General features: G+C 40.7%; 10 protein-coding genes. 3 read left to right on the top strand and 7 right to left on the bottom strand.

Features of this window, described 5'->3' with window-relative positions; translation table 11 throughout:
- Positions 1-66 precede the first annotated feature (66 nt).
- The 5 genes from ACE1ET_RS18575 to ACE1ET_RS18595 are packed head-to-tail and all read right to left on the bottom strand — an operon-like array spanning position 67 to position 5,924.
- Positions 67-1,635: a sodium:solute symporter family protein gene (locus ACE1ET_RS18575; protein ID WP_375729922.1), complete on the bottom strand. Its 1,569-nt coding sequence runs from the start codon at positions 1,633-1,635 to the stop codon at positions 67-69.
- On the bottom strand, positions 1,635-2,801 hold the full coding sequence (locus tag ACE1ET_RS18580; protein WP_375729923.1) for a four-carbon acid sugar kinase family protein: 1,167 nt from the start codon (positions 2,799-2,801) through the stop codon (positions 1,635-1,637). The genes ACE1ET_RS18575 and ACE1ET_RS18580 overlap by 1 nt, the downstream gene beginning before the upstream one ends.
- Positions 2,802-2,812: 11 nt before the next feature.
- Complete coding sequence (pdxA, locus tag ACE1ET_RS18585) at positions 2,813-3,853, bottom strand: 4-hydroxythreonine-4-phosphate dehydrogenase PdxA (RefSeq protein ID WP_375729924.1); 1,041 nt, start codon at positions 3,851-3,853, stop codon at positions 2,813-2,815.
- The gene (locus ACE1ET_RS18590) at positions 3,837-4,775 is read right to left on the bottom strand and encodes a dihydrodipicolinate synthase family protein (RefSeq protein ID WP_375729925.1); all 939 of its coding nucleotides are present in this window, start codon (positions 4,773-4,775) and stop codon (positions 3,837-3,839) included. The genes pdxA and ACE1ET_RS18590 overlap by 17 nt, the downstream gene beginning before the upstream one ends.
- Before the next feature lie 3 nt (positions 4,776-4,778).
- On the bottom strand, positions 4,779-5,924 hold the full coding sequence (locus ACE1ET_RS18595) for an iron-containing alcohol dehydrogenase (RefSeq protein WP_375729926.1): 1,146 nt from the start codon (positions 5,922-5,924) through the stop codon (positions 4,779-4,781).
- 647 nt (positions 5,925-6,571) lie between these two features.
- Here ACE1ET_RS18595 and ACE1ET_RS18600 point away from each other — a divergent pair.
- The 3 genes from ACE1ET_RS18600 to ACE1ET_RS18610 are packed head-to-tail and all read left to right on the top strand — an operon-like array spanning position 6,572 to position 12,181.
- Positions 6,572-8,149 carry a glycoside hydrolase family 28 protein gene (locus tag ACE1ET_RS18600; protein WP_375729927.1) on the top strand — a complete coding sequence of 526 codons (1,578 nt, stop codon included), beginning with the start codon at positions 6,572-6,574 and terminating at the stop codon, positions 8,147-8,149.
- A gap of 16 nt (positions 8,150-8,165) precedes the next feature.
- Entirely contained in the window at positions 8,166-9,335 is a 1,170-nt protein-coding gene (locus ACE1ET_RS18605; RefSeq protein WP_375729928.1) for a glycoside hydrolase family 88/105 protein, read from the top strand.
- A gap of 11 nt (positions 9,336-9,346) precedes the next feature.
- On the top strand, positions 9,347-12,181 hold the full coding sequence (locus ACE1ET_RS18610) for a glycoside hydrolase family 95 protein (protein ID WP_375729929.1): 2,835 nt from the start codon (positions 9,347-9,349) through the stop codon (positions 12,179-12,181).
- Positions 12,182-12,229: 48 nt separating this feature from the next.
- On the opposite strand, the gene ACE1ET_RS18615 is transcribed toward ACE1ET_RS18610, so the two are convergent.
- Both ACE1ET_RS18615 and ACE1ET_RS18620 read right to left on the bottom strand, forming a co-directional pair.
- On the bottom strand, positions 12,230-13,225 hold the full coding sequence (locus tag ACE1ET_RS18615) for a LacI family DNA-binding transcriptional regulator (protein WP_375729930.1): 996 nt from the start codon (positions 13,223-13,225) through the stop codon (positions 12,230-12,232).
- 205 nt (positions 13,226-13,430) lie between these two features.
- Positions 13,431-16,151 carry an FN3 associated domain-containing protein gene (locus ACE1ET_RS18620; protein WP_375729931.1) on the bottom strand — a complete coding sequence of 907 codons (2,721 nt, stop codon included), beginning with the start codon at positions 16,149-16,151 and terminating at the stop codon, positions 13,431-13,433.
- Positions 16,152-16,239: the final 88 nt, after the last annotated feature.

Consider the following 16,239-nt stretch of genomic DNA (forward strand, 5'->3'; position numbering starts at 1 on the left):
TTGTTTGTGTTGTGACAAAACATGAATCATGCCACAATTCTTACAAATTTACTGATTCACATCAGATTAATTGAGATTATTCTTTTTGTACTTCAACCATCCTTTATAGGTAAGACGGTCATCAATTTCTTTGGCTCTGTAAAAGTAACTTGCCACAAAACCAACAACAAACAAAATAATGTGGCTGTATACACCAATCATGTATTTGTGCTGGTTAAAGTTGTATTTTCCAAAATCGAGCAGTAATACTTCTTTGCTACTACTTCCAATAGGTGTTGATGTTAACAAAGCCCAGGCTGTAAACAGAACGCTTGCAGCAATACCAAAATACAAGCCCTTTTTATTGGGGCGTTTAGAGACGATTCCCAACAGGAACATCCCGGCAATTCCTCCTGAAAAGATGGCGTATAATGTAAATACTATGCCAAGTACTCCTTTGCCACCGGCATTTACGTAGAACATGGCTACTGCGATTGCTCCCAAACCGGCCAGTACAATAAAGATTTTACTTACTAATACCTGTTCTTTCTCAGAACTTTTGGACCTGAACCGCAAATAATAATCTTCGAGGGCAATGGCTGAAAGACAATTCAGATCAGAATCCAGACTTGAAACAGCAGCTGCTATCAAAGCAGATATAATGATCCCAACTACACCAACCGGCATTTTGGTCATGATAAAAAAGGGAAATACCTCATCGTTTTTAATGCCTGCCGGCAAAACATCGCCGGAGATATGGTAATATGAAAATAAAGCTGTTCCGATAAACATAAACAGTGCCCAAACCGGTACGCTCAACAATACACCGATAAGTGATGCTTTAATGGCTTCCTTATCTGACTTAGCCGTAAGATACCGCTGTACAATAGTCTGATCGGTTCCGTATTTTTGAATTGCATAAAAAATGCCGTTTAATGCCATGACCCAAAAAGTGAGATGAACAAATTCCATATCAAAAGGACCAAAACCTATGCGACCGTTTTCTTTTGCCACTGTCCACATTTCAGACGGACCTCCCGGCGTACTAAATAATAGGATCGCCAGAGCCACAATTCCGCCTGCAATCAGCATAAATCCCTGGATCACATCCAACCAGATAACCGCCTCTATTCCGCCTAACATCGTTAAAACAATAACCGCAGCCCCAATTACCCAAATCACAGTGACGGTATCGAGTCCCATCATTTTTCCAATGGCGAGGGCAATGATATAAAATACGGTACCCATCTTTGAAAAATGGGTCAGTACAAAAGCCAGCGAGCTGTAAAGCCGTGCACCGAAGCCAAAGCGCTTTTCGAAATACTCATACGCACTCAACTTAATAACATGCCTGAATAACGGCACAATAAAGCCAATGGCAAAAATCAGTACGATTGGCACCATCAGTCCCTGTACCAGCCTTATCCAGTTTGTGGCATACCCTTCACCCGGATAGGCTAAAAATGTTATACTGCTTATTAGAGTGGCCAATATAGATATTCCAATGGCCCAGGATGGTAATTTTCCACTTCCCGTGAAATATTTACCGGTACTTTTTTGTTGTCTTGCAAATCTTACCCCAACACCGAGCGATACTACCAACGTAAGAATGATGATAATATAGTCAATAAGATGGATGGAATTTGTTGTTTGCATCAGACGTGGGTTTTTATCCGTACTTTATCCACCGGCCATTTATAACTTCCGGGTTTTGTTGTGATTTTCATATTGGGAAACTTATCCACCTTCATCTGAATGATTCCTGCATCCAGTTCACAAAATGGCATAAGCCTGTTAATTTCAAGACTTTTAAATACTGCAGAAGCCGTTGCCCCTCCTTCAATAAACAAATCCTCAAGCGCAACAGATTTATTGACCTGTGCAACAAACTCGCCTATATTTTTACTCAAGCGAACTGACAGTCCACTCTCCTTTTTATATTTATATTTAATTGAAACAAATACATTTTTATCTGCCCTCAGATGATCCGAAACGGTACTCACCCACCTTCGCATAACATCGGGCTCAAAGTCAGCACTGTTAAATATCTCTGCCGGCATATTTACCACAGAAACATTGTTATCGAGCGTCATTCTGTCCATGTCTGAAGACTTAGGATATGCACTTCCAAAAATAAACAATGTTTTTGACCCGAATGTGTATTCCTTTTTGATTTCGTTACGAATCTTCCCGTTTTTAAGACTAAAGAGTATGGCATTGAAGAATCCTGCTCCACCAGCAATTACCATTTGATTATTCAGCCGCATTGTCCATTTGGTCATCTCCTCATCGTTTGTAATGTCCCCAACAACGAGACCATTTGCGGGCATTTTTTCATCGACCCCAATTGAACTGACCTCACAGAACTCATTACCTATAATTTCTGTGACATGTGAAGAATTTATGGAATATTCCGGATCATTTCCAAATGATGTCTGAGCAAGTGGTATTCCTTCCACATAATATATGCCTTTGTTTATGATACGCTTGAAATACGGATTACCGGCTACAATAACAGCAATATCATTTGCAGATGCCTTCATTTGCGCGTGCAACTCAGCAGCCACATTTCCCCTTAAAACGGAATCCAGTTTTTTAAAAATAAATTCCGGATCCAGCTTTAAAAGTTTACGTGTTATTTTATCAATTTCTTTTGCAGCTTCTGTTTTACTCAGAGCACGTGTATTGGTTGCAATAATCAAGAGATCCACATCCTTTACTTTCTCCACCCTGGTTTCTATCATAACCCGGAGACCGTGTCGTAATCCTATCCCTCCAATTTCAGCAGCACCCGTAAAATCATCTGCGATTACAGCTATCATCTATCCTTCCCTTATGTTTCTGACTGATATAATTTTGTGGCATATTCAATGGCTAAATGTAAGGCATCAGGGCTTGCCACTCCTTTTCCAGCCACTTCAAAAGCAGTCCCGTGATCCACCGATGTACGTATAATGGGCAATCCAAGTGTAATATTCACACCTTTTACACTTTTCATCACATTCTTTTCCTTATCCCAGTTGAACCCTACCACTTTAAACGGAATATGTCCCTGATCGTGATACATGGCTACACAACCGTCAAACTTTCCACCTTTCGCCATGGCAAATAATGTATCCGGAGGCACAGGACCGACGGCATCAATGCCAATACTTTTGGCATATTCCAAAGCTGGTTCAATCTCTTCTTTTTCTTCCCAACCAAACAACCCATTGTCGCTTGAGTGTGGATTTAGTCCTGCCACACCAATTTTAGGTTGTGTGATCCCAAGTTTTTTCAGGCTGTCATCCAAAAGCTGAATCACCTCTGTTATCCTGTCCTTCTTAACCCTGTCGCAGGCTTCACGAAGTGATACGTGCGTACTTACATGAATGACCCTTAAATCTTCTTCAGCCAGTAACATGGCATATTTTGCGGTATTGGTGTAATGGGCATATATTTCGGTATGACCCGAAAAATGATGTCCGGCAGCATTTATGGCCCCCTTATGGATCGGTCCTGTAACAGTTCCGTCCACTTCCTTTGTGAGAGCCAGATCAATGGCTTTTTTTACCGCTCTGAAAGCCAGATCGCCGGCAACAGCAGACACTACACCAAATTTTATATCAGCTACATGCTCTGCTTCCAGATGATACAAATCCATGGTTCCCGGTTCAAACTTTGCTTCCGCAATATCCTTAATACTGTTTATTTTTAAATCAACACCTACCAGTTTGATCGCTTTAGCCATGATTTGCCTGTTACCGATCAAAACGGGTTTACAAATGCTGTAGACATCAGTATTTGCAAAGGTTTTAGCTGCAATTTCGGGTCCGATCCCGGCAGGATCACCCATAGTAACTGCTAAAACCGGTATATTATTTTTGTTGCTCATACGATCCTATCAATTCATATTTCACCAACTCTTCTTCGATGAACATTCTGTAAGCTTTTTCATCTTCTTCACGCATCCGGTACATCGGCGGTAAAACATTCGGTCCACAAAATCCCATAACTGACATGATATATTTTAATGCCGGAATGGACTGGCTGAGTGTTCTGTCTTTCTGGTATAACAAACCCAGTTGATTAGTGATATCCTGTAGTTCATCTCCCCGTTCAAAATTACCGGCTTCTACTGAGTTCAACAATTCTGCATAAAATCCGGGAGCAAAATTTCCGGTGCTGGGCACAATACCGGCCGAACCATTTTGCATAGCGTATGACGATTGTGCCGCCCAACCAATCAGGTGAACAAAGTCCGATCTATCCCTCCATAGATCAAGGGATTTATCGAGCCGTGAAATATCCCTCTCAGAATCCTTAACCCCAACAATATTCGGATGATGACTCAACTGATCAAGAACATCCAGTGATATGGACATTTTAACGGTTGCCGGCATGTTGTAAATAATCAAAGGACAAGGAGATACATCAGCCAGTGCTTCAAAATAACGTAACATCTGGTTGTCATTCAGGGGATAAAAAGCAGGCAGCGTTGCAACGACCGCATCAACACCCATATCACCATAGCGCGTTGCCATTTCTACAGATTCTGCAAATGCATTTGATGATATTCCGGCATAAACTGTGCATTTCCCATCTGCTGCAGCAACTGTTTCAGCTACCACTATATCTTTTTGATCCTGTCTTACTGATGGTCCCTCTCCTGTTGTTCCCAAAACAAAAGGGTGTGCCCCATTTTGTTTGAATAGTTCCACAATACGTTTAACTGCATATCGGTCTACCGTACCGTCAACCTTAATTGGCGTAACCATTGGCACTATAACACCACAATATTTAGATCCCTTTTTCATGTGTTAAAATGCACGTTTATAAATCTCAATAATATCTTTTTTACTGAGTTCTTTAATATTGTTTTTCAGTAAGCGTTGAACCTGAATCGCCCCATCCGCCATTTTCTCAATATCACCTTTTTTTATACCTATCTCCGAAAGTCTTGAAGGCAAACCACATTCTTTGATGATTTCTTCAATTTTTCCAATTGCAGAATCTGCCTGTTCCTCCACAGGGCCATGTTCAAAAATTCCCATGGCAATAGCTATATGTGCTAGTCGATCATCCCCTTCAGGACGATTATACTTTAGAACATAAGGTAACAACAAGGCATTTGACAACCCATGTGCCACTTTGTATTCACTTCCCAGTGGATAAGCCAAGGCATGAACTGCTGCAGTATTTACAGGTCCCAGACACATGCCGCCATACATACTACCAAGAGCTACTGCCGACCGGGCTTCCATATCATTGCCATCTTTGCATGCTGCTACCAGATTTTTACTTATCAACTTTATCCCTTCCAAAGCCCAGACATCTGCTACCGGATGTGCAAATCTGTTCATATAGGCTTCTATACAATGGGTCAATGCATCAATTCCGGTTGCTGCTGTAACCTGTTGCGGAACACCAAGAGTTAGTGCGGGATCAACATAAGCTGCATCCGGGACCAGGAAGGGACTGATGATACCCTTTTTCCCACCATCCCTTTCATCCAGAAAAATGGCGTTGGGAGAAACTTCACTTCCCGTTCCACTGGTGGTTGGCAGACAAGCCATATATGTTTTGCGCTCTTTCAGTAAACCAATACCAACAACAGAGCTGATTTCCTGCTCATTCTTTAACATAGCGGCCAGAAATTTTGCTACATCAAGTACGCTTCCGCCACCAATACCTACAACACTGTCTGCCTCAAAATGACGAGCTTCTTTCAGAATTTTCTCAAAATCACCAAAAGATGGTTCTCCGTCAATGGTGGTATTTACAAGTACAGAAATATTATTTCTTTTGAATTCACTTAGCAGGCCATCCAATAACGGTAAAACAGGAGGAATGGTAAGAATATACAGGGATTGCAACGAAAGCGCAATGAAATCCTCTTTAAAATCATGTAATGCCCCTTCACCAAAAACGACTCGTGGAGGTTGTTGTATCAGAATTTTATTCATTTAAACTTTTCATTAAAGCACTAAGAAGTAACAAATATTACTTTCACTAAATCCAATGCCCTGAACACAAAAAACAGCTTATCCGCTTACAAATACCACCGAATCACACACCAAACTTCGCACAAATAAAAGGTTAAATATGTAAACGTTTACAGCGCAATTTATGCCTTTTTTTAATTTTATGCAAGTAATTCCCTTTTGGCATTATAACAAAATCCTTCTATATAATTACATAACAGCATATTACATAATACAATTTCGTTATTTTTTATTTGAATCATGCCTCCCATGATTTCTCCTCATTTATGTATAAAAAAAATGGTAGTGCAGATATTCCGTTTTTGCATCAGAAATTACACCAAAAGGATATTTAAAGCTTAAAATTTAATGCATATGAACCAAAATCTTTCTAATATTCATTCTTTTATTTCTCGATGAAGGGTTATGCAAAAATCTGCGGTGTTAAGCAAGCAAAAATCAATATTTTATGTAATCGTTTTCATTGTTTTTCCCTGATTATAAATTATATTTGTGGTAATCACATTTAAAAGAGGTCAAATCAGAAATCTTCATCTTATTTTAGTTCTATTTATTACTTTTGGTTTTTTATACTGTTTTGCTCCTTAATTAATTTAAAACACGTCAATATGTTTCAACAGATCCAAAACAAACATAAACGAATATCAGGGTTATTAGTGGCATTGTTTATTTATTCAACAACGCTGTTAAGTGCTTCCGGATTTTTCAACATTAATGACTACGGCGCAGCAAGAGATGGAAAAACCAAAATTACAGATGCCATCGCAAAAGCGATTAAAGCTGCCTCAGATAATGGAGGCGGGACCATATTTTTCCCTGCTGGTGAATATCTGACGGGACCTGTAGTTTTAAAAAGTAATATCACCATTTTTCTGGATGCGGGTGCTTTATTGAAATTTTCAGACGACTTTGATGATTACCTGCCCATGGTTCAATCGCGATGGGAAGGAACGGATGTGGTAAATTTTTCTCCATTGTTTTATGCTTTTAAGGATTCTAATATCACCATAACCGGCAGAGGGCGTATTGACGGCCAGGGTAAGAAATGGTGGGACTATCACCATTGGCTGTATTCTCAACCAAAGGATTTTAAATCGAAATGGCAGACGGAATTTGCAAAGCAGAATAAAGATGTCATCTTACCGGATCAGCCTGGTATGGTTGAGCGGGGATTTTTGCGGCCTCCCTTTATTCAACCCATGTATTGCAAGAATATCAGAATCGAAGGCATAACCATCACCAATTCACCGTTCTGGACAATCAATCCGGAGTTCTGCGAAAATGTGACTGTAACGAATGTGACCATTAATAATCCCTTATCTCCAAATACCGATGGGATCAATCCGGAATCGTGCCGTTATGTGCATATTTCCAATTGCCACATTTCTGTTGGTGATGATTGCATTACCATAAAATCAGGAAAAGACCGGGCAGGTCGTAAAATGGCTGCACCATGCGAAAATATTACCATCACCAACTGCACCATGCTCAGAGGTCATGGCGGTGTGGTTATTGGCAGTGAGATGTCGGGTGGAGTTAAGAAAGTTACTATTTCCAATTGTGTGTTCGAAGGAACCGATCGTGGCATCCGCATAAAATCGACCAGAGGTCGCGGTGGTGTAGTGGAAGATATCCGGGTCAGTAATATAATAATGAAGGATATCAGGCGGGAGGCTATTAAACTGAACATGTTTTATTCAAAAACTGATCCGGAACCGGTATCAGAACGTACGCCGGTATTCAGAAATATTCATTTCAGTAACATCACAGGGAATGCCTATCAGGCTGGTTTCCTTTTGGGTCTGGATGAAATGAAAATTAACAATATCACATTTAATGATATACAGTTGGAAAGTAAAGTTGGTTTTACCGTTGAAGATGCATCCGACATTGAATTTCATAATGTGAAAATTGATACTGAAAAAGGATCGCCCATATATGCCAAAAATTCTAAAAATCTGATAATTGATGCAGTTAAGACAGATACCCCAAAAAAGGGAGTTCCGGTAATTGAACTTGTAAACGTTCAGAATGCATACATTTACAGTTGCTTTCAAACGAGAGAAACAGATATATTTCTAAAACTTGAAGGTGAAAACACAAAGGCAATTTATTGGGATCAGAACAACTTTGCAAATGTAAAAACCAGGTTAGTAAAAACAGATAACGTAAAACATAATGACTAACACCAAAATTATTTTTATGAAACAATCCGTAATTTTCATCTTAGCAATCCTGCTATTTAGTTGTAACGCTCCAAAAAAGAAAACCGAAGATATTAAGTGGAGTCAGAAAATGGCTGACGCCGTTATGGAACGTAACGACACATTAGGCTTATACAATGGAAGAACCCGGATGGGCTGGTCCTACGATGTGGCTCTGCTAGGAATGGCCATTGATAAGTTAGGCAATATTGATCCGAAATATTCTAAATACATGTCGGATTATATGGATGCCATGGTAGAGGAAGACGGAACAGTAAAACGATATGAGATGGACAAGTATAACATTGACCTGATCAATCCTGCCCGCAATCTTCTTATCCTTTACGAAAGAGATAGTACGCCAAAATATAAAAAGGCTCTGCCACAATTTATTGAACAGATGGAGAACCACCCTAAAACCAAAACCGGTGGATTCTGGCATAAAAAACGCTACCCGTGGCAAATCTGGCTGGATGGTGTGTATATGGGAATGCCCTTTCTTACACAATATGCCAAAGATTTTGATGATCCGCGTTGGTTTGATGTGGCTGCACACGAAATTATTCTGGTTCATGAAAAAACGGTTGATCCCAAAACCGGATTACTGTATCATGCGTGGGATGAGAGTCACCAGCAAAAATGGGCCAATCCTGAAACCGGACAGTCACCTCATTTCTGGAGCCGCGCCATGGGCTGGTACATGATGGCTATAGTGGATGTGCTGGACTACCTTCCTCAGGATCATCCGAAAAGAGATTCAATCATCACCATCTTACAGGAAACAGCTGACGCCCTGGTTAAGGTGCGAGATCCTGAAAGCGGTGTTTGGTGGCAGGTGCTGGACCAGGGCAACCGTGAAGGCAACTACCCTGAAGGATCGGGTACTGCTATGTATATCTATGCCTTTGCCAAAGGGGCCAACAAAGGATATCTGGATAAAAAATACATTGACATTGCCAACAATGCGTTTGATGACATGGTTAAAACGTTTATCGTTACTGATGATGATGGACTGATCAGTATGGTGAATATCTGCGGAAGCTGCGGATTGGGAGGAAATCCATACCGTGATGGAAGTTATGAATACTATACCACAGAAAAAATTGTAAAAAACGACTGCAAAGGTGTCGGCCCTTTTATTCTTGCCGCAGTTGAGCTGAATCGTTAAGTTTTACCGACATGAGATGCAAAAAATCCCTCAGATTCATTATAGCCGTTTTAGCCGGAATAGTATCGGCCTGTAGTTCAGGTTCAAAACCTGAAATAACAGAACTTTGGTACAACAAACCGGCTAGTGTTTGGGAAGAAGCACTTCCGATTGGAAATGGCAGGCTTGGGGCGATGGTTTACGGCATTCCCGAAGCTGAACACATACAGTTTAATGAAGAGACCTTGTGGGATTGCGCACCAAGACAATATTACAGGGAAAATGCCTATAAATACCTTGATAAGATCTGGCAATTATTGTTTGAAGGGAAACAGACGGAAGCAGAAGCGTTGGCAGGAAAAAAATTTATGGGCAGAAAAGCTTATGAAGATGAGTTTCCTCTAAAGAAAAAAATATGGGTGGATAGCCTGCTTAAACTTAAAAAATTAAAAACGGCTATAAAACCGGATTTTAACGATATGGACTGGCCTACCATGTTTATCGATTACAAAAGTGTATGGGAGCGTAAAGGTCTTCCCGATATGAACGGCGGTGTCCTGTTCCGAAAGACTGTGGATATTCCTGAAAACTGGAAAGGACAGAATCTACGTATCAATCTTGGTCATGTAAAAGATCAGGATTTTACGTGGATTAATGGTGTGTTAATTGGCACAACAGATGAGTATAACACCACACGTACCTATACTATTCCCGGGCATTTGGTTCATCCGGGAAAAAATGTAATTACTGTTCTGATTAATAATTACGTATCTACTGGTGGTTTTAACGGTGTACGAACAGGACCAAAAAAAATGTACTTGCTCCCTACTAGCCAAAAAGATGATTATCTGTTTATTGAGGGTGACTGGAAATACCAGGTGATTGATACAAAGCCACCTTTCTTTCCGCAATATGAAGCAGACTACCAGCCATTCGGTGACGTAATGATCACATTTCCGGGACATGAAAATTACACAGATTTCAGACGTAATCTCGATTTAGATAATGCTTTGAGCAATGTTTCATATAAAGTTAACGGCGTAACATATTCGCGCGAATATCTTGCGAGTCACCCGGATGAAGTCATTGCGATGAAGCTTACTGCAGATAAAAGTGGAATGATAAGTTTTAATGCCACATTTAATTCGCCTCACGAAATTCATAGCGTTTACAAGGTTGATGATCAAACGCTTGGACTTTCTTTAAAAGTGGAAGATGGTGAGATGACAGGCACTGCTTATTTACGGGTATCAACTTCCGGTGGTCAGGCTATCCTCAGTGATAGTGGAATTGTAGTTAAAAATGCTGACGAAGCAGTATTGAAATTGGTAGCTGCAACAAACTATAAAACGTATAACGACATTTCGGGTGATCCGGTTGCATCCTGCAATACTTATCTGACTTCGGTTGCAGACAAGGATTATGAAACCATTAAAACGTCTCATTTAAAAGACTACAAACCTCTTTTTGACCGGTTCTCCATAGATCTTGGGGAAAAAGAAAAAAGAAAGATTCCGACAGATGAACGTATCAACAATGTGAAAACAGAACCGGATGATGATCTGGCAGCTACTTATGTGCAATATGCCCGTTATCTGATGTTGTCATCCGGAAGGGATGGAACCAATCCGCCCAATTTACAGGGAATATGGAACGATAAAATGTATCCTGCCTGGGGAAGCAAATATACCACCAACATCAATTGCGAGATGAATTTCTGGCCCGTTGAACCGCTCAACATTGCAGAGTGCCATAACTCTTTGTTTAAACTGATAGATGAGGTTGCCATAAAAGGCAGTAAAACAGCCGAACATCATTATGGAGCGAGAGGATGGGTTTTACATCACAACACAGATCAGTGGCGGGGAACCGCGCCGATCAATAATCCCAATCATGGCATCTGGGTAACCGGAGGCGCATGGTTATGCCACCATTTATGGGAACACTACAGATACTCACAGGACACTGTATTTCTTCGTAAAGAAGCCTGGCCACTCATAAAAAGTGCTTCTCAGTTTTTTGTGGATTTTCTGATCAAAGATCCAAAATCAGGTTACCTCATCAGCACACCGTCCAATTCTCCTGAACATGGAGGACTGGTGGCTGGTCCCACTATGGATCACGAGATCATTCGTTCATTGTTTAAGATTGCCATTCAATGCACAGATATTTTGAATACCGACCATGAATTTGCACGGTCCCTTCAGGATAAACTGCCCCGGATTTACCCCTACAAGATTGGCCGGTACGGACAGCTACAGGAATGGATGACAGATATAGATGATACTACAGACCATCACAGGCATGTATCACATTTGTGGGGCGTATATCCAGGGAAAGAATTTACTATGGATGACACACCCGAATTGATGGATGCTGCCAAACAATCGTTGATTTACCGTGGCGATGACGGAACCGGTTGGAGTCTCGCATGGAAGATCAGTTTCTGGGCACGGTTTTTGGATGGTGAACATGCATATAAGATGATCCAAATGCTATTGAGTTCAGCTACTGATCCGGAAAGGGAATCATCAGGTGGTTCTTATCCTAATCTGTTTGATGCCCATCCGCCTTTCCAGATAGATGGGAATTTTGGCGGGGCGGCAGGTATGGTTGAAATGCTGATGCAAAGCCACCAGGGATATATTCAGTTGCTCCCCGCTCTGCCTGAAGAATGGACACACGGCGAAATTAAAGGACTACGCGCACGTGATGGGTTTGAGATAAATTTTTCATGGAAAGACGGCAGATTAGAACACGTAGAAGTCACTTCAAATGCCGGTTTGCCGCTCCGGTTAAGATATGGCAATAAACTGATTGAACAGAATACTGAAAAAGGAAAGGTTTACAGGTTTGATGAGTGGTAGAATAAAAACCCAACTTTGATAATCGTCACAAACGAGCATCAGTTTTACTTAGCACGAACTCCTGATCATCAGTTGTGTATTCAGAATCATCTGAATGGTTGGGCGTTTAGGGTCTTTAATACGTTGGATCAATAATTCCCCACACCGTCTGCCGATTTCATATGCAGGCTGGTAAACTGCTGTTAAAGGCGGATTCAGTGAGATAGACCAGTACATATCATCAAAACCAATGATGGCGACATCCTCAGGAACCTTTAATCCCCGTTTATGAATTGTTTCAAGTGCACCTAAGGTGATCAGGTTGTTGCCGGTAAATATGGCATCGGGTGGATTTGGAAGACTCAACAATTCATCGCATAAATGTACCCCACTGTCGTGCTTGGAGTCACCCCGCTTAATGAGTTCGGGATCAAATTCCAGGTTGTTATCAGCCAGCGCTTCGCGATAACCTTTATCCCTTAATTGTGTAGAAGGCAATTGTGCCAGTCCCGAAATATGAGCAATGCGCTGATAACCTGATTTCGCGAGGTGATCGACAGCTTTATATGCACCTTCTCGGTTGTTTACAAGAACCACATCAACATCAACACCCTGTAAACCACGGTCGAAACAAACAATGGGCAGACCTTCCTTTACCAGATTAATCACCTTGGCATCATTTTCATGAGCTGGAGCGGCGATCAATCCATCAACAGATTCCGATTGCAAAATATCCAGATAAAGTTTCTCTTTTTTCTCATCCTGTTGAAAATTACACATGATTAAGGCATAGTTATTTTCATATGTTACATCCTCAATCCCGCGTAATACATCTACATAAAACGGATTCTGAATATCAGGAATGAGAACGCCAATAAGGTTACTGGAAACACTTTTGGAACGCAGTCGCTTCGCTACCCTACTGGGTTGATATTTGAGATCTTTAATCGCTTTAAGTACCTTTGCTCTAGTAACTTCATTCACATTGGTACCGTTGTTGATTACACGTGATACAGTTGCAATGGATACACCTGCTCTTTTGGCAACATCACTCAGGCTGGACATAATGATCGTTTAATTTTTTTCAAAAATAAATGTTTAACTATGTTCATTCATGAAAATAGCACACTTTTTTACATAAAAATTTAATAGTAATCAACACTTAATTGCAATTAACAAATGTAAACGATTTCAGCAAATAACTCTTATTATGCCCTGTCAAAAACCCATTTATTAATGAAAAAATAATATGGTGTAAGTAGATTATCTTTTATTCTTTTATAATTTTTCCTGTGAAACTACCTTTTTCAGAGGAAACGCGGAAAATAAATACGCCACTTAGTTCAACAGGAGCATTCCACCTAACCCGATATGCTCCGCGTGTTTGATATCCGTTGAACACCTGTTCAATTTCTCTTCCGTCGACACTAAAGATACTTACAGTAACATTTCCTGCTTGTTCCAGATCATAGAACAGAGTCGTATAACCTCTGAACGGGTTCGGAAATGCACCGGCTTTAGTAATCGCGTTAGCAACAACATCTTCCATAGCTGTTGCTCCGTCAAATTTATAATCTGCCTTAGTAAGGGCAGACCAGGTACTTCCTGATTTAGCACGTGCACGCACAGTCTGCTTGCTGTTAATCACAACAGCACTGCTGTATACTTTGGCATTTGACGCCACACCTCCTGTGTATGCTTCCCGCGGATCAGTATCATCTGTGGTATAGTATATCTGACCTGTTGTAGATGTCATTTCCAAATCTATAGCCTGCTGATATGTACCGTCGTAATAATTAAATTCCGGTGCTGCCACGTTTGGATACAATCCGGCATTTCGCAACTGATTAAAGACAATGGTTGATCTGTCAGGGAAATAATCATTCGTAAATTCGTTCTTTTTGACAAGCCAGTGATCATTCCTGGTATAGAGTATTTTGTCATTATCAGAAGGTTGAACATCTTTACGGTAATCTCCCCAACGGGCAGATTCACCGATAATTGCCAGATCAATTTCATCTGCAAGTTCCGCGTAAGTTGATGCCGTGACTTCAGGAGTCAAAGCACCATCATTGAAAAAATATTTATGAATTCTGTCAGCCACCAACAATTTGAACTCATCATTCTTTTTGAGCGCATCAAACAATTTGGTTGGTTCACCATCCACCATTGTTACTTTGTTAGTATTCAAATCTGTCATGGATGTTTCTGCATCCCAGGCGAAAAACCGAAACCCTTTTTTAGGATTGACCCTACTTCTGCCTGCCAGCCAGTTATTACCATCCCAGTCCCCATTGCCAATGTAATAATTCATAAGCATGTAATCTGTAAAGTTTTTCAGATCCAGTAATTCATCATTTATAAGTTTCTGATAATTTGCATCAGAACTGAATCCTGATCCAGCCAGACTCATTAGCTGGTTAAATACTGACCGACTGCCATCTACTACTCCATTATGGTCCTTCACGACATCATAATCTTCCTCTTTTCCACCCAGATAAGCCTCCATGAAGTCATTATTGATTTTTTCTGAAATATTGTAAAGTCCCCAATACAGTCCGTTAATATATAGGTGAGCAAATCGCTCGTGAGCAGCCTCCTGATTCATCTTAAGCTGAATATTTTTCGCATACGGATCCTGCAAATATTGCGCATTCAACCGTTGCGTCGGATTGTTTTTCAGCCATGAATAATTGTATCCGGCTCTGAATACTAAGTTGTTAAACTCGTTTGTAGCTGAACCTTCATCAAATACACGAAAGTTCAGTTTGGAAGGTCCATATGAGCTTCTGAACGCAATCCGAAATCCATGCTTCGGACTGTTCTCCGGGACCCTGCTGTTACCACCGTGCAAATGCAAACCGCAGTTAATCTGGAACTCCTGTCCTGTTTTCGGGTCAATAAATTCCACGGATGCGGAACGTTCCCAGTCTATACCAATACTTCCCAGACTTGTATTTCCAGTGTACATATAAATCCCGTCCTTATCGTGGTCAAAAGTTTCGGAAGCCAGTCCGAAAATATACCGGATATTGGTAACAATACTTATTGTAGGAATATCCAACAAGGCGTCGTCCATTAAGTCCTTGTATTCGGATGACTCACAAATTTCCGGATCCATTTCATAATCCGATGGAGCAAAATCCGAAGAGAACTTCATAGGCCCCCAGTGATCCGGATATCCGGCTGGCTGAGCCGGTTGCTTCACAATATCATCTATAAAGAAATAGGTATTGGTTATCACATCACTGCTTACATTTTCACTGTTAACAGCTACAGCACTCAAAGGTGTTGTTGTCGAAATCTGAACCGGACCTGTATATAAAATTCCGTCTGTTTTATTAGGGCGTGTACCATCTTTTGAATAATAAATCTGTAATGCATTATCTGCAACAGAAAGCTCAACCTCAAAAGGTGCATCATAAAACCCGCGTTTTACACTGAATTCAGGTGCCAGAACCTGATCTGTTAATACGTTTACGCTCCCTGGTGTCGGATCCTTAAAGAAAGTTTGCTGCCCCAGATATATGCCATACGACACATCAGAACGTTGTCCGGGATATAAGTCACCATACGAAAATGCAATGCTTGTTCCGTCGGATTTCACCAATGCTAAAAACTCACCCGATCCGGAGAGTTTAAAATTGGTATGCAGTGTTCCCGCCGGATCTGTTTTATCTTTTTCTGATGCGAAGACCACGAGATATTCATCGGGTTGTATCGTAATCACCGGAAATTTCCACTTGGCAAGGTTATCGGCTTTATCGGTTAAATACCAGCCCGTAAGGCTTACCGCTGTTTCACCAGCATTATACAGTTCAATCCAGTCGGAATAGTCACCATCCTCATCAGCAAGTGTATTATCATTGACCGCCATAAATTCGGAAATAATGACACCGGATTGTGCATTTACACCGAATCCGGATAACATAAATAAAACGATAATCAAGGCCGTCCAGAGCCTGCCTTCCACGTAGAATTTTTTTTTCATATCAAAACAACCAATAAATACCTAACAATTACCCATTAAGAAAAACAAAGATAATCATTTAATATTAAATGTAAACGTTTTCATAAAT

It is taken from the genome of Quyinboa mangrovi (genome assembly GCF_042219825.1).
Taxonomy (GTDB): domain Bacteria; phylum Bacteroidota; class Bacteroidia; order Bacteroidales; family UBA5342; genus JBHJHP01.

Bases quoted from the DNA above. Each gene is read 5' to 3' on its own strand.
- ACE1ET_RS18575 (WP_375729922.1), bottom strand. From the start codon at position 1,635: ATGCAAACAACAAATTCCATCCATCTTATTGACTATATTATCATCATT.
- ACE1ET_RS18580 (WP_375729923.1), bottom strand. From the start codon at position 2,801: ATGATAGCTGTAATCGCAGATGATTTTACGGGTGCTGCTGAAATTGGA.
- pdxA (WP_375729924.1), bottom strand. From the start codon at position 3,853: ATGAGCAACAAAAATAATATACCGGTTTTAGCAGTTACTATGGGTGAT.
- ACE1ET_RS18590 (WP_375729925.1), bottom strand. From the start codon at position 4,775: ATGAAAAAGGGATCTAAATATTGTGGTGTTATAGTGCCAATGGTTACG.
- ACE1ET_RS18595 (WP_375729926.1), bottom strand. From the start codon at position 5,924: ATGAATAAAATTCTGATACAACAACCTCCACGAGTCGTTTTTGGTGAA.
- ACE1ET_RS18600 (WP_375729927.1), top strand. From the start codon at position 6,572: ATGTTTCAACAGATCCAAAACAAACATAAACGAATATCAGGGTTATTA.
- ACE1ET_RS18605 (WP_375729928.1), top strand. From the start codon at position 8,166: ATGAAACAATCCGTAATTTTCATCTTAGCAATCCTGCTATTTAGTTGT.
- ACE1ET_RS18610 (WP_375729929.1), top strand. From the start codon at position 9,347: ATGAGATGCAAAAAATCCCTCAGATTCATTATAGCCGTTTTAGCCGGA.
- ACE1ET_RS18615 (WP_375729930.1), bottom strand. From the start codon at position 13,225: ATGTCCAGCCTGAGTGATGTTGCCAAAAGAGCAGGTGTATCCATTGCA.
- ACE1ET_RS18620 (WP_375729931.1), bottom strand. From the start codon at position 16,151: ATGAAAAAAAAATTCTACGTGGAAGGCAGGCTCTGGACGGCCTTGATT.